The sequence below is a fragment of the Streptomyces sp. NPDC049627 genome (genome assembly GCF_044465645.1).
Lineage (GTDB): Bacteria > Actinomycetota > Actinomycetes > Streptomycetales > Streptomycetaceae > Streptomyces.
Genome location: NZ_JBITLW010000006.1, coordinates 74,656 through 87,471, shown reverse-complemented (window position 1 = coordinate 87,471; position 12,816 = coordinate 74,656). Strand labels below are relative to the sequence as shown.

Here is a 12,816-nt window from a genome sequence, read left to right as displayed (position 1 = left end):
CGTCACCGTCCGCCGTTCCACGGCCCGTACGGCCCGTCGCTGCTGGAGCCCCTTCTGCTGCGGCCGCCGCCCGGCAGGCTCTTGATCGCCGGCCGGACGTCCACCATGTACACGATCGTCGCGATGAGGCCGATGATCGGCAGGAACGACAGGATCGGGAAGAGCAGGTTCACCACGAAGGCGATGCCGAGGATGATCATCCAGAACGGCTTGGTCTGCTTGTCGGCCGCACGGTAGGCGTCTTCCCGGCGGAAGGCCGCGTCGATCAGCGCGAAGCCGCTGAAAAGGATCAGGGCCATGCTCAGCAGCCACATGAACCCCGCGAAGCCCTGCATCAGCACAACGTCCACCACCTGATTCGGCTCGTACCTACGCGGTCACCGTACCCGCAACCGACGGACCGCTACCCGAACAACGGGCCGAGCACTCGGTAAGTGCCCGGCCCGTGTCGAACGGCCCCTCTTCACCCGTAGGTGTTAGTTGGGGGATGTCGCTTGCCGAGGGTGTTACTTGGCAGGCGGGGTCGTCTTCTTGGCGGTGGTCTTGCGTGCCGTGGTCTTCTTCGCGGTGGTCTTCTTCGCCGGGGCGGCCTCCGCGGCGGGCTTGGTCTCGGCGGACTCCGACTCGGCCTTGTCCTCCTTGACCTCGACCGGCTCGGCCTTCGGCTCGACGGCCACGGCGAGCTCCTCGATCTCCTCGGCCGCCTCGCCGCGCCAGTGCTTCACCGCCTGCTCGCCGTGCTCGGCGACCTTCTCGTAGGTCTCACGGGCCTTCACGGCGTACTCGGCGGCGACGCCGACACCGCGCAGCGCGAGGTCCTGAGCGGTCTCGCCGAGCTTCTTCAGGTCGGCGTCGAGGGTGCTGCCGAGCTTCTTGAAGTCCGCGTCCAGGTTGCTGCCGAACTTCTTGACGTCGGCGTCCAGGGTGCTGATGAACTCGTTGACCTTGGCCTGGAGGGTCTCCTGCGCCTCCTTGGCCTTGGCACCGGCCTCCTTGGCGCGGGCGGTGGCCTTCTCCTGGACGGCCTTGGGGTCGGTGTTGCGAACGGCCTCGAACCGGGCCGGCGCCTCGGTGCGCAGCTGCTCCACCAGGCCGGGCACCTTCTTGGCCTGCTGGAGGGCCAGGTCGGCGGTGCCGGCGGCGAAGTAGAGCGGGGTCGGGTCGCTGAAGGTCTTACGCAGGTCGTCGGCGATGGCCATGGTGATGGTCCTCCCGGGTTGCTTTCAGATGAGGGTTTTGGATCCCGCGGGCGACCGGACGGCTGCTCGCCGGGTCGTGTCGAGGCGCGCCGGTGTGGGGCGCGCGTACGGCAGAACTCGGTCAGCCGGCCGACTGCTGCGGGTTGATCGGGTTTTCCGGGTCGGCGTCGCTGCCGTCGGACGTACGGGTCGTGCGGGTCTTTCGGGTCCTGCCGGTGTCGCGGGTGGTACCGGCGGTACCGGAGTTGCGAGTACGGCGCCCGGCGGACTTGCGGCCGCCGTCGGCCGTGCTGTTCGTGCGGGGCGTACGGCTGCGGCGTACGGCGGCGTCACCGCCCTGGGCGTCCGCCGCGCCGTCGGCGTGGCCGTCGCTCTGCGCGGAGTCCGGATCCGAGCCGAGGGCCACGATCGCCTCGGCGACCTCGCCCGCCTCGGGGGATATCCCGAACCCGTTCTCCTTGCGGAAGGATTCGTAGATCTGGAGCAGCACCTGCTTCTGCCGCTCGTTCAGCGTGGGATCGGCGAGGATGACGGCGCGCGTCTCCACCTCGTCCCGGTCCCGCTCGGCGTCGAGGATGCCGGCCCGGACGTACAGCGTCTCCGCGGAGATCCGCAGCGCCTTGGCGACCTGCTGCAGCACCTCCGCGCTCGGCTTGCGCAGCCCGCGCTCGATCTGGCTCAGGTACGGATTGGACACCCCGGCGGCATCGGCGAGTTGCCGCAGCGACAGCTGCGCGGTGCGCCGCTGCTCGCGCAGATACTCGCCGAGATTGCCGACGTTGAGCGATGCCATGCCTCCACCTTGCCCCACCGTCGCTAACTTTTGCAAGCACCCGCTTGCAAAAGTGCGCCACGCCACTGCGACGGAGCACGGGTGCCTCGTCACGCCGACTGTCATGCCGACGAGTTGAGACATCCGAGTGGCCGAAAAAATCCCGGTTGATCTGCACCCCGGCGCATGAATACTGGCTGTCGTCCCCGTCGATCCGGTCTGCTCCCCGGCGTTTCGCAGGGGACTGATCGGACTAGTGGAAGGCCCGCGAGGATGACCATGCACGATGACCAGGTCGACGTGACCACGGACATCGTTGCGAGCCTGATCCGGGAACAGTTCCCGCAGTGGAGCGGCAAGGCGATCCGGCCCCTGGCGTCGACCGGGACGGTCCACGCCATCTTCCGCATCGGGAACGACCTCTCCGCGCGTTTCCCCCTGCGTCTGGCCGATGCCGCCGAGGCGCTGGCGGTTCTGGAGCGGGAAGCCCGGGCGAGCGCGGAGCTGGCGCAGGTGTCCCGGTTCCCCGTCCCGGAACCCGTCGCCCTGGGAAAGCCCGGAGCGGGTTACCCCATGCCGTGGTCGGTCCAGACATGGCTGCCGGGAACGGTCGCCTTCGATGCCGACCCGAGTGGGTCGGACGCATTCGCCGAGGACCTCGCGGCCTTCATCGCGGCCCTGCGGGACGCCGAGACGCGGGGGCGGCTGTTCAGCGGCGACAATCGTGGTGGCGTTCTCGCTCACCACGACGACTGGATGGCGAAGTGCTTCGCGGAGAGTGAGGGGCTGCTCGACGTGCCCCGGCTGCGCCGGGTGTGGAGCCACTTCCGCGAGTTGCCCCGCACGGGCGCCGACGTGATGAGCCACGGTGACTTGATTCCCGGCAATGTACTGGTCGAGGGAGACCGGCTCGGCGGCGTACTCGACACCGGCGGCTTCGGCCCGGCCGACCCCGCGCTGGATCTGGTCGGTGCCTGGCACCTGTTGCAGCCGGGCCCGCGGGAAGTGCTCCGGCAGGTACTGGCCTGTGACGACCTGGAGTGGGAGCGCGGCAAGGCATGGGCGTTCGAACAGGCGATGGGTGTCGTCTGGTACTACGCCGAGAGCAATCCGACGATGAGCAGGATGGGGCGCCGGACACTCGACCGCATTCTGGAGTCGATGGAGTGATGCCGCCCCGGTCGTAGGCCGCCCCCCGACGCTGCACCGCAGGCGATGTCACAGACGCCCGGGCTGTCTCGTCCCAGGTGCAGAGACGGATTCGGAGTCGGGAAGGTGAGGATCATGCGGGTGTTCGTGGCAGGGGGAACCGGAGCTCTGGGGCGGCGGCTGGTGCCGCAGCTGGTGGCGCGTGGGCACCAGGTGACGGCCACGACGACGAGCGCGGCCAAGCTGGGGCTGCTGGAGCAGCTGGGCGCGCAGGGTGTCGTGATGGACGGGCTGGACGGGATGTCGGTCGGTGAGGCGGTGGCCGCGGCGCGGCCGGACGCGATCCTGCACGAGATGACGGCGATCTCCGGCAAGACCGACATGCGGCATCCCGACCGGGCGTTCGCCACCACCAACCGGCTGCGCATCGAGGGCACGGACCACCTGCTGGCCGCCGCCGAGGCGACCGGCGTACCCCACGTCGTCGTGCAGAGCTTCGCGCAGAGCTACGGGCCCGGCGAAGGGCTGCTGACCGAGGAGGACCCGATCGACCCGGGCACGGGGACGATGGCACGCAGGATCTCGGCAGGGGTCCTGCACATCCAGGACGTGGTGGCCAAGTCCGGCGGCACGGTCCTGCGTTACGGCGGGTTCTACGGGCCGGGCGCCAGTGACGACGTCGTCTCGTTCGTGCGCAAGCGGAAGTTCCCGCTCGTGGGGGACGGCACCGGCTGGAACTCGTGGGTGCACCTCGACGACGCGGCGAGCGCCACCGTCCTGGTCGTGGAGCAGCAGGCGAGGGGCGTGTTCAACATCGTCGACGACGAGCCCGCCCAGGTCCGCGACTGGCTGCCGTACCTGGCGGCCTGCGCGGGGGCGAAGCAGCCGATGCGGATTCCCAGGTGGCTGGCCCGGCTGCTGGCGGGGGAGTTCGCGGTGACCCTGATGACCGAGGGCCGCGGTTTCTCCAACGCCAGGACCAGGCGGGAGCTCGGCTGGGAGCTGCGCTACCCCTCGTGGCGCCAGGGCTTCAAGGAGGAACTGGCGTGACCAGGACGGGAGGAGTCCGAGAACGTGAGCCGGAACAGAGGGCCGAAGCCGTGGGCCGGACCCAGGAGGGCGAGGCCGTGAGCCGCACCGAAGAGTTCGAAGAGCTACGGCCGCTGCTGTCCGCGATCGCCTACCGCATCCTCGGCAGTGTGAGCGAGGCCGAGGACGCGGTCCAGGAGGCCTGGCTGCGTTACGAGGCGTCCCCGACCCGGCCCGCCTCGCCCAAGGCCTTCCTCTCGGCCGTGGTGACCCGGATCTCGATCGACGTGCTGCGCTCGGCCCGCGTCCGGCGGGAGACGTACGTCGGGGCCTGGCTCCCCGAGCCCCTGCTCACCGACCCCTACGAGGACCCGGCACGGTCGGCGGAGCTGGCCGACTCAGTGTCGATGGCGGCCCTGTTGCTGCTGGAGCGGCTCAGCCCGCTGGAGCGTGCGGTGTTCGTGCTGCGCGAGGTGTTCGGGTTCGGTTTCCCCGAGGTCGCCTCCTCGGTGGGGCGTTCGGAGGCGGCGTGCCGCCAGCTCGCGACGCGGGCGCGGCGCCACATGGAGGCGGGGCGCCCCCGGTTCGAGGCGGACCGCCGGGAGCGGGAGGAACTCGCGGCGCGGTTCTTCGACGCGCTCAGGGAAGGCGACGTCGACGGCCTGCGGGAGCTGCTCGCCGCCGACGTCCAGATGGTCGGCGACGGCGGCGGCAAGGCACCGCAGCTGGCCCGGTCCGTCTTCGGCGCCGACAACGTGGCCCGGGTGCTCGCCGCGAACTTCCCCCTGCTCATGCGGATCGACGCGACGCTGGAGCCGCACGAGGTCAACGGCCAGCCGGGCGCGGTCCTCCGCGACCGGGACGGCAAGGTGCTCAACACCCTGGCCCTCGACGTCCTCGACGGGCGGATCCAGACGATCCGCTCCGTGCAGAACCCCGACAAGCTCGGGCACGTGGGTCCGGTCGGCGACGCCTGGGCGGTCGCCCGCGAGGTGAAGCAGGCTCGCCGGCCCGGGGTCTGACCACGTCCGATCACTCGCCCCCGGATGCGGCTGGGCCGCCACCTGCGGTGAGCCACTCCTCCAGGACGGTGAAGTCCCGGTCGGTGAGGCCCTGGCGGGGGTCGACGCGGTGGAGGAGCGCGGCCGAAGGATGGTGGCCGGCCACCCAGGCCCGGTCGGCGTCGGTGATCTCGTCGTCGACCCAGACGAAGGGGTGGCCGGCGGCCCGGGCCACCAGGGGCCGGGTCTTCCAGTGCAGGCCATGCGCCCCGAGGTGGGGTTCCGCGCCGTCGTCCGGCCAGTCGACGACCGGCAGCGGGGGCAGGCCGAGCCAGGGGGCGAGCGCGGCGTTCGCGTCATCCATCCAGGTCGTGGCCCACACGAGCTCGCAGCCGAGCGCGGCGAGCCGCCGCAGACGGGTGCCGAGTGCCGGGTCGACCCGGGTGAGCAGGGGGTGGGCGGCCGCCTCGGGCAGGGGCCGGGGCGGCTCGTAGCACGGGTACGGCCGCTCCGCCCCGAAGGGGATCAGCGTTCCGTCGACGTCGAGGAAGAGGAGCATCGGGGAACAGCATCGGCCCCCTGAGGGCCGTACGCAAAGAGCCGTACGGCGCGCAGAGAGCCGTACGGCCCGGGAAGAACCGTCCGGCCTTCAGCCGCTCAGCCCTCGAACCCCTTCTCCGCGAGGATCTTGTCGATGCGCGCCCGGTGCGCCTCCTCCCAGGCGTCGAGGGTCTCGTCCGCCTCCTTGGCCAGCTTGGCCCGGGCAGCCGTCAGCACCTCCTCGCGGCGGGCGCCCGGCACGACCACGACGCCCTCCTCGTCGGCCACCACGACGTCCCCCGCGTCGACCGGGACACCCCCGCACCGCACCCGCTCGTTCAGCGGCCGTACGACCGACTTGCCGCCCGGGATCGGGATGACGCCCCGTGCGAACACCGGGAAGCCCATCTCCCGCACCTCCGCCAGGTCCCGGATCAGCCCGTCGGCGACGAAACCGGCGATGCCCCGGCGGTGGGCGACGGCGCAGACGTTCCCGCCGGCCAGCGCGTAGTCCAGGTCCCCCGACTCCACCACGACGACCGATCCGGGCTCCGCGCGGTGGATCGCCGCGTGCAGCATGAGGTTGTCCCCCGGCGGGCACTGCACGGTGAACGCCGGCCCGGCGATGCGCGGCACCGGGTTCCACAGCGGCCGTATGCCGATGTCCATCACCTGCTCACGGCCCAGCAGGTCGGCGAGCGTGGTGGTGGGGATGCCCCGGAACGGGCTGTCCTGAAATTCCGTCGCGTTGGTCATGGCGGCAAAGTTACCGCCGTGCTCATGACTGCCGGGTCGGCCTTGTGTCGTGAGCGAGTTGGGTGTTGCCCGGCCTCTGAGTGCTCGCACGGGCCGTGGAGGCGGATCCGGTCTGGGCGGCGTACCAGGAGAACACCGAGCGCCGCGAACTCGCCCTGATCCGGGAGGAGATGACCGAGGGCGGCGCCACCCTGGCCCGCCTCCGGGAGGAGCACGAGCGCATCGCCGCCCTCGTCGAGGACCTGCGTCACGCCGTGACCGCTCAGAAGGGCAGCGGCCTCCCGTGCACGACCTCCAGCCCCGCCACCGCCCGCGTCAGCACCACGTACAGCCGGTGCAGGCCCCGCGCCTCCGCCTCCACGATCGCCGCCGGCTCGACGGCGACGACATGGTCGTACTCCAGCCCCTTCACCACGCTCGCCGGCACGACGGCCACCCGCGCCCCCAGCTCGTCCGCACCCCCCGCCTCGATCCCGGCCGCGGCCAGCGCCTCCCGCACCCGCGGTACGTCCCCGTCGGCCGCGACGACCCCGACCGAACCCTCCCGGCCCAGCGCATCCCGTACGGCCCCCACGACCGCCCCCGGCAGATCCCCGCCTGCCTCCCGGACCCGCACCTCTCCGTCGCCCCGCAGCGAGCGAGCCGCCGGGACCTCCACATCAAGCCGCTCCAGCAGCCGGTCGGCCAGCGCCAGGACCGCCCCGGGCACCCGGAACCCGGTGGTGAGCGGTACGACCACCGCGTCCGGCTTGCCCAGGTGCCGCAGTACGGTCTCCCACGACCGCGCGGCCCACGGCGTCGTCCCCTGCGCCAGATCCCCCAGCACGGTCAGCGACCCGAAGGCCGCCCGGCGCGCGATCGCCCGGCACTCCATCGGTGACAGGTCCTGCGCCTCGTCGACGACGACATGGCCGTATCCCTTCGGATGCTCGATGAGCCCGGCCACCTCGTCGAGCAGCACGAGGTCGGCGGCGGACCAGCGCGCCGACTTCCACGACCGCGGCGGCTTCGCCCACAGCAGCGCCTTCTGCTCGGCGGCGTCCAGCAGCCCGTCGGCGGCGGCCTCCAGCACCGCCGGATCGCCGAGCAGCTGCGCCACGACCTCCTCGGGCCTCACCCGCGGCCATACGGCGTCGACGTACACCCCGACCGCCCGCGCGCCCGAGATCTTCCGCACCCAGGCGTTGCTCTGCGGCCCGGCCCGCCGCTCGGCCTGCTCCTGGATGCGCCGCACCACCCGGGTCCGCACCCGCTCCCGCCCGACGGCGTACGGCGGCTCCTCGGCCCGCACCCCGGCGACGATCCGCCCGAGCTCGCCCTCGGAGACCCGCCACCGATACGACCCGTCGGGCACGGTCAGGGAGGCGGCCCCCGCAGCCCCCGTGGCCCTTTCGGCGCCGACCCTCATGTACAGCGCCCGCCGCAGTACCTCCGCCATCCGGACGTCATGCTTGACGACGGCCGTCCGCTCACCGTCCTCCCCGCCGACCGCGGGCCCCGCGATCTCCTCCACCAGCGTCGACTGCCGCACGCCCGTCTCGCCGAGGGCCGGGAGGACCTGGGAGATGTACGACAGGAAGGTCCGGTTGGGTCCGAGGATCAGCAGGCCGCCGCGCCGGATGCGCTGTGGATGGGTGTAGAGCAGGTACGCGGCGCGGTGCAGGCCGACGGCGGTCTTGCCGGTGCCGGGCGCGCCCTGCACGCACACCGACTCGGTGAGATCCCCGCGGACGAGATCGTCCTGCTCGGGCTGGATGGTGGCCGCGATGTCCCGCATCGGGCCGACGCGGGGCCGCTCGATCTCCCGGGCGACGATGTCGCTGACGTGCGACTCACCCCGGTCGAGGTGCTCGTCCTCCAGCCCGGTGAGGTCGGCTGAGTCCCCGCGGCTGCCCGGGGACCAGCCGAACCGCCGCCGTACGGCGACGCCCTGGGGATCACGGGCGGTGGCCTGGTAGAAGGCGCGGGAGACGGGGGCGCGCCAGTCGACGACGAGGGGCGGATCGGCCGGACGTTCGCCGATCCGCAGCCGCCCGATGTGCAGGGACTGTTCGGCCGTGTCCAACCGCCCGAAGAACAGCGGCCCTGGGGGCAGCTCCCGCATCTCCTTCGCCCGGCTGCGCAGCCGGTAGCCCAGCACCTCGGCATCGGCACCGGAGGCGGAGACGTCCTCGCCGGTGACGACGTGCTCCTGGGCTCCGTCGACCATGGCGGCGAGGGCGGCGCGGCAGCGGTCGTGGTGGGCGCGTTCCTGGACGAGGGCGTGGTGGAGGGCGGGTTCGGGTGACGTCATTCCACGGAGCGTACCCGAAATAACGTAACCGAGTTAAATTTTTTACTCAGCCTCACTCACCCGGGAGCCAGTTGCGGCAATCCCCGCTCCAGCCACCCGAACGCCCGCTCCGCCGCGGCCACCGCGTCCTTTCGCACCTCCTCCACCGACTCCCCGCTCGCGATCCGCCGCCAGTTCTCGTTCGCCAGGATCCGCAGGACGACGATGATCTGCCCGGCGGCCAGCCGCGCGTCGAGGTCCCCGCCGAGGGCCTCGGCGAGCGCGGCCTCCGACCGCTGCTGATAGGCGTACACGCGGGCGACGAGGGCCGGAGTCCCGTAGAGCAGCGAGTGGAAGGCGAGCACGCGGGGGTCGTCGTTCAGGCCGGTGACGGGGTCGCACCGCTCCAGCCCGGCCAGAAAATGCCGCCGCAGCGCACCGAGGGGCGCCCCCTCCGCCTCCGCCACCACGCGCGCGGCCTCCTGCTCGTGATCGGCGATCCGGTACAGGACGAGGTCCTCCTTCGCCGGGAAGTACCGGAACAGCGTCGGCTTGGAGATCTCGGCGGCGGCGGCCACCTCGGCGACGGAGACGGCGTCGAAGCCCTTCTCCAGGAAGAGACGGATGGCGGTGTCCGACACCGTCTGGTACATCCGCTGCCTCTTGCGTTCGCGCAGGCCGATCTCGCTCATGCCGGTGAGCCTACGCTCGGCCGGACGGCAGACGGTGAGCTCAGGCAGCCGCCCGCTGTGGCCAGTCCGGTCGCTTCGCGAGTGACCAGAGATCGTCGAAGTGCTTGATCCAGGTGGAAACGGCCGCCTCGGCGGCAGCCGTGCCCTCCCGTGACCACACGTGGAGGTCGGTCCGGTAGCCCTTGGGGTCGTAGAACTCCGGCCCCATCTCGTGCAGACGCATCCGCGCCGACACGTCGTACAGGCCGTGCAGGACCTGAACCCGGTTGAAGATACAGATCTTGTCCCGCGGTATGCCGGGGTAGCAGCGGTATTCGCACTCGACGGTCAGCCTGCCGGTGGCGGTGAGCCGCCCGGCGAGGTCCGACAGGATGTCGTCGTACTCCTGACAGCGCCGGATCATGCGCAACCGGAAGGCGGGATCGTCCACCGGGCGGGCGTCCTCGCCCACCTTCGAGGGCACGGTCATCGGCTGCCCGAAGTCCGGCACCAGCATGCGCACCGAGACCTTCCGGGTGGGACCCGGATTGTCGAAGAGGCCCTCCAAGCGGTGGTACAGCTCGTTGTAGAGGGTTTCGCCCGTGTAGCCGAGGAAGCTGATCTCCACCCGCCGGGCCTGGAAGGCCTCGCTGACGAAGCCGCCCAGCTGACTTGAGTTCACCAGAGCGCGCGACGGCGTGCGGACCGACGAGGACAGCTCCCGCACCGCGTCGTACAGCACATAGCCGACCAGACTGAGCAGGGCGCCACCGAGGAACGCCTTGCCCTCCAAGGCGTCACCGACCGGCTTGACGAACTGGGCGGTCAGTCCGGTGACGAAGACGGCGATCAGCAGGACACGGGTCACCACCGGCTCGAAACGGTCCTGATACTGCCTCAGCCGCTGCCCCATCCCGCCCTCGGCCGACCCGTTCCCCCGCTCGGGCATGCCCGACTCACCTCCGCGCCGCGACGCCCGAGGGACCGTCATATGCCTGCGGACGTACCGCCTTTGGGTGAAGTCATGGTGCCCCTACGCCAGGGCGCGGGCAAGATAGGGGTTCGCCGTCGGACGGGCGGGCAGGCCGAGAAAGGCGGTGGCGGCGGCCAGGGTCATCGGGTACGAGTCCACCGCCCGACGTACGTTGGGAGCGTCCAGGCTCGCGCCGGTGACCAGGCGGTCGAGGTCCACGTACGCGGAGCGAACGGTCTCGATACCCCGGTAGACCGACCAGTCCCGCCGCCAGTTCCTGGTGCACTCACCCGGCAGCCCGCGCTCCCAGCGCCGGAACATCCGCTCCCGGATCTCCGGCCGGGTCGGAGTGAGGTGCATGTGCCGGACCAGGTCGTAGAGGGGGTCGCCGACCACCGCCATCTCCCAGTCGATGATGGTCAGAGCGAGGTGGTCGTCACGACGCACGAGGTTCCACGGGTTCAGGTCACCGTGCAGCAGGGACGGCTTGCGGTCGCTCACCTGGTGGCGGGACAGGATCAGCTGCAGACGGTCCGCGGCGGGGAGCCCGAGGAAGCGGGCCAGCTGCTGCGACTCCTTGGGCAAGTCCCTGATCAATTCCACGAGTTGGCTTCGCAGCCACTCGAAGAATCCGCCTTCTCCGGCGGCCGGATCGACTTGCTTGTAATCCACCTGCGTCAGAGCGGAGAGCTGGTCGACGAGGCCGTCGGCCTCATGAGGGAGCAATCCGTGCACCGGGTGGCTGGGAGGCTTGTCGCGCGACCCGACGTAGGTGTGAATGGCGAACGGGTCGCTCGGGTAGCTCTCTCCCAGCGCGAGAACCCTCGGCGCCGCCACCTCGACGGGTGCCTCCTCGATCGCGCGGAGCACGGAATGCTCGCTGAGAAAGCTGGGTTCCCGACGGCAGACGCCCGGCAGCCTGCGCCGCACGATCACGGGGAAGTCGACGCCCGGCACCGAGACGACCGAGTTGAGGTGCGCGGTCCCCTTGAAGACCCGGTCCGCCGGGGCGGCGCCCTCCACCAGCAAAGCCTTCCGCACAGCTGAGGCGGGGAAGTCGAGTCGTGCGGGAAGCCGCCGGTCGGGCGTCCAAGTGAAGGCCTTCCTGACCCACGCCCGCCCGTTGATCCCGCCGTGACTTCTTGATGCCAGCCACCGGAAAAGGGCTCTTTCGATCTCGCTCTCGCGCGGTACGGTCCCCAGCCGGAGCGGTTCCGCCGCCGCCTCCAGAGCCCGCTGGACCTCCCTGGTGGCCTCGTCGAGCCTCTTCTGGGTGAACGGCTCCTCCAGGGACCGCGCGGCACGCATGATGTCCGGATAGACGGACTGCGCGCGCTCGAAGGCGACGTAGCGGCGTAGATCCTTGCCCGAGCCGTTGACCGCCGCCGGACGGATCTGCTGCATGGCCTGAGCCCAGGCGTCGATCACTTCGGCCCACTGGTGAGACGGGTACTGCATCCGCACCAGGTGCGTCGCCAGGTCGTGCAGGGGATCGCCGTAGGTTGCCAGCTCCCAGTCGACACAGATGAGGGGCGGGTCACCGTCGTAGGACACGATCACGTTGTCCCGGTGCAGATCCGCGTGCAGCAGGCTGAACGGCCGCCGGGCCATCGCGGGCACCCGCTCGGCAAGCCGGATCAGGGCGTCCTCGGGAATGCCGAGCGCCGCGAACAGCCCCCCGAAAGCCCGCCAATTGGGCTGCCGGACCTGCCGGTCGGCGAGGTGCGCCAGCGTCTGCAGGAACCCCTGGCTGTCCATGTCGTTGCGTGGCCAGACCGCCGGCAGAGGCGGCAGCGCGACCCGTCGCACCTGGGCCATCTGGGCGAGCAGGCCGGCCAGCGCCGTCACGAGCAGGGTGTCCACGGGCTTGCCGTTCCCGCAGACACTGGACAGCGGCATGCCTTCCACATAGCTGTGGATCGAGAAGGTGTCCGTCTTGAGCAGGCACCTGGGTGCGTGGGGCAGGACTCCTCTGATGGCATCGAGGATCTGCGACTCGTCGTCCCAGGTCCTGATCACAACGGGCAGTGCCTCGGAACGCCGGACCCGGACGGTCACCGACGTACCGGCCTCGAGTCGGAGCAGCGAGGCCATGGAATCCGTGAGCGGCAGCACGTAGTTCCGGTTGTGATGTCCGCTGCTCGCCTGGCCCAGCTTCTCGGCCAGCCCCACGAACTCCTCGATGATCTCGTCGGGCGTGGCGCGCTCCCCGCGCAAGGGCCGGGGAAGGGGAGGTGCGCCCACTGGCCGCTCCGAGTAAGGACGAGGACGGTATGCCAAACGGTAAACACGAGGGGTTCTGCCCCGCACGACATAGTGAGACGGGAGTGGCCGCTACGGGTGGTGCGCCACTCTTCTGCACGAAGTCTCTGCGAGGCCGCTCGAGGCTTGGCCTGTTCGCCATCCCTTACGCACGCACGAGAACGGTTGCTCAATCGGTGCGCGCATGCTACA

General features: G+C 70.9%; 12 protein-coding genes. 3 read left to right on the top strand and 9 right to left on the bottom strand.

Translation table 11 applies throughout. From position 1 onward, the window contains the following. Window positions 1-2: 2 nt before the first annotated feature. From ACIBU0_RS17440 to ACIBU0_RS17430, 3 genes are all read right to left on the bottom strand, one after another. Window positions 3-335, bottom strand: a complete 333-nt coding sequence (locus tag ACIBU0_RS17440) for a DUF2516 family protein (RefSeq protein WP_398819620.1) — start codon at window positions 333-335, stop codon at window positions 3-5. A 171-nt stretch (window positions 336-506) separates the two neighbouring features. Beyond that, window positions 507-1,199, bottom strand: coding sequence for a hypothetical protein (locus ACIBU0_RS17435; RefSeq protein ID WP_398818562.1), 693 nt, complete (start codon window positions 1,197-1,199; stop codon window positions 507-509). Between the two features lie 121 nt (window positions 1,200-1,320). Then, window positions 1,321-1,992 (bottom strand): helix-turn-helix domain-containing protein, encoded by a 672-nt coding sequence (locus tag ACIBU0_RS17430; RefSeq protein WP_398818559.1) that lies wholly within the window; start codon window positions 1,990-1,992, stop codon window positions 1,321-1,323. Window positions 1,993-2,244: 252 nt separating this feature from the next. Here ACIBU0_RS17430 and ACIBU0_RS17425 point away from each other — a divergent pair, with 252 nt between their 5' ends. The 3 genes from ACIBU0_RS17425 (at window position 2,245) to ACIBU0_RS17415 (ending at window position 5,171) form a co-directional block, all read left to right on the top strand. Continuing rightward, a complete protein-coding gene (locus tag ACIBU0_RS17425) occupies window positions 2,245-3,141 on the top strand; it encodes an aminoglycoside phosphotransferase family protein (protein WP_398818556.1) in 897 nt (298 codons plus the stop codon). Between the two features lie 114 nt (window positions 3,142-3,255). Beyond that, a complete protein-coding gene (locus ACIBU0_RS17420; protein WP_398818553.1) occupies window positions 3,256-4,170 on the top strand; it encodes an NAD-dependent epimerase/dehydratase family protein in 915 nt (304 codons plus the stop codon). Window positions 4,171-4,247: 77 nt separating this feature from the next. After that, a complete protein-coding gene (locus ACIBU0_RS17415; protein WP_398818550.1) occupies window positions 4,248-5,171 on the top strand; it encodes an RNA polymerase sigma-70 factor in 924 nt (307 codons plus the stop codon). Between the two features lie 10 nt (window positions 5,172-5,181). On the opposite strand, the gene ACIBU0_RS17410 is transcribed toward ACIBU0_RS17415, so the two are convergent. From ACIBU0_RS17410 to ACIBU0_RS17385, 6 genes are all read right to left on the bottom strand, one after another. Then, a complete protein-coding gene (locus ACIBU0_RS17410; RefSeq protein ID WP_398818547.1) occupies window positions 5,182-5,709 on the bottom strand; it encodes an HAD domain-containing protein in 528 nt (175 codons plus the stop codon). A gap of 98 nt (window positions 5,710-5,807) precedes the next feature. Further along, on the bottom strand, window positions 5,808-6,446 hold the full coding sequence (locus ACIBU0_RS17405; protein WP_398818544.1) for an RraA family protein: 639 nt from the start codon (window positions 6,444-6,446) through the stop codon (window positions 5,808-5,810). A 262-nt stretch (window positions 6,447-6,708) separates the two neighbouring features. Further along, window positions 6,709-8,739, bottom strand: coding sequence for a HelD family protein (locus ACIBU0_RS17400; RefSeq protein WP_398818541.1), 2,031 nt, complete (start codon window positions 8,737-8,739; stop codon window positions 6,709-6,711). A gap of 56 nt (window positions 8,740-8,795) precedes the next feature. Beyond that, window positions 8,796-9,410 (bottom strand): TetR/AcrR family transcriptional regulator, encoded by a 615-nt coding sequence (locus ACIBU0_RS17395; protein ID WP_398818538.1) that lies wholly within the window; start codon window positions 9,408-9,410, stop codon window positions 8,796-8,798. A gap of 40 nt (window positions 9,411-9,450) precedes the next feature. Beyond that, complete coding sequence (locus ACIBU0_RS17390) at window positions 9,451-10,338, bottom strand: hypothetical protein (RefSeq protein ID WP_398818535.1); 888 nt, start codon at window positions 10,336-10,338, stop codon at window positions 9,451-9,453. Window positions 10,339-10,422: 84 nt separating this feature from the next. Next, entirely contained in the window at window positions 10,423-12,606 is a 2,184-nt protein-coding gene (locus ACIBU0_RS17385; RefSeq protein ID WP_398818532.1) for a phosphotransferase, read from the bottom strand. Window positions 12,607-12,816: the final 210 nt, after the last annotated feature.

Excerpts from the sequence above, each read along its gene's own strand:
- ACIBU0_RS17440 (WP_398819620.1), bottom strand. The coding sequence starts at position 335 with ATGCAGGGCTTCGCGGGGTTCATGTGGCTGCTGAGCATGGCCCTGATC.
- ACIBU0_RS17435 (WP_398818562.1), bottom strand. The coding sequence starts at position 1,199 with ATGGCCATCGCCGACGACCTGCGTAAGACCTTCAGCGACCCGACCCCG.
- ACIBU0_RS17430 (WP_398818559.1), bottom strand. The coding sequence starts at position 1,992 with ATGGCATCGCTCAACGTCGGCAATCTCGGCGAGTATCTGCGCGAGCAG.
- ACIBU0_RS17425 (WP_398818556.1), top strand. The coding sequence starts at position 2,245 with ATGACCATGCACGATGACCAGGTCGACGTGACCACGGACATCGTTGCG.
- ACIBU0_RS17420 (WP_398818553.1), top strand. The coding sequence starts at position 3,256 with ATGCGGGTGTTCGTGGCAGGGGGAACCGGAGCTCTGGGGCGGCGGCTG.
- ACIBU0_RS17410 (WP_398818547.1), bottom strand. The coding sequence starts at position 5,709 with ATGCTCCTCTTCCTCGACGTCGACGGAACGCTGATCCCCTTCGGGGCG.
- ACIBU0_RS17405 (WP_398818544.1), bottom strand. The coding sequence starts at position 6,446 with ATGACCAACGCGACGGAATTTCAGGACAGCCCGTTCCGGGGCATCCCC.
- ACIBU0_RS17400 (WP_398818541.1), bottom strand. The coding sequence starts at position 8,739 with ATGACGTCACCCGAACCCGCCCTCCACCACGCCCTCGTCCAGGAACGC.
- ACIBU0_RS17395 (WP_398818538.1), bottom strand. The coding sequence starts at position 9,410 with ATGAGCGAGATCGGCCTGCGCGAACGCAAGAGGCAGCGGATGTACCAG.
- ACIBU0_RS17390 (WP_398818535.1), bottom strand. The coding sequence starts at position 10,338 with ATGCCCGAGCGGGGGAACGGGTCGGCCGAGGGCGGGATGGGGCAGCGG.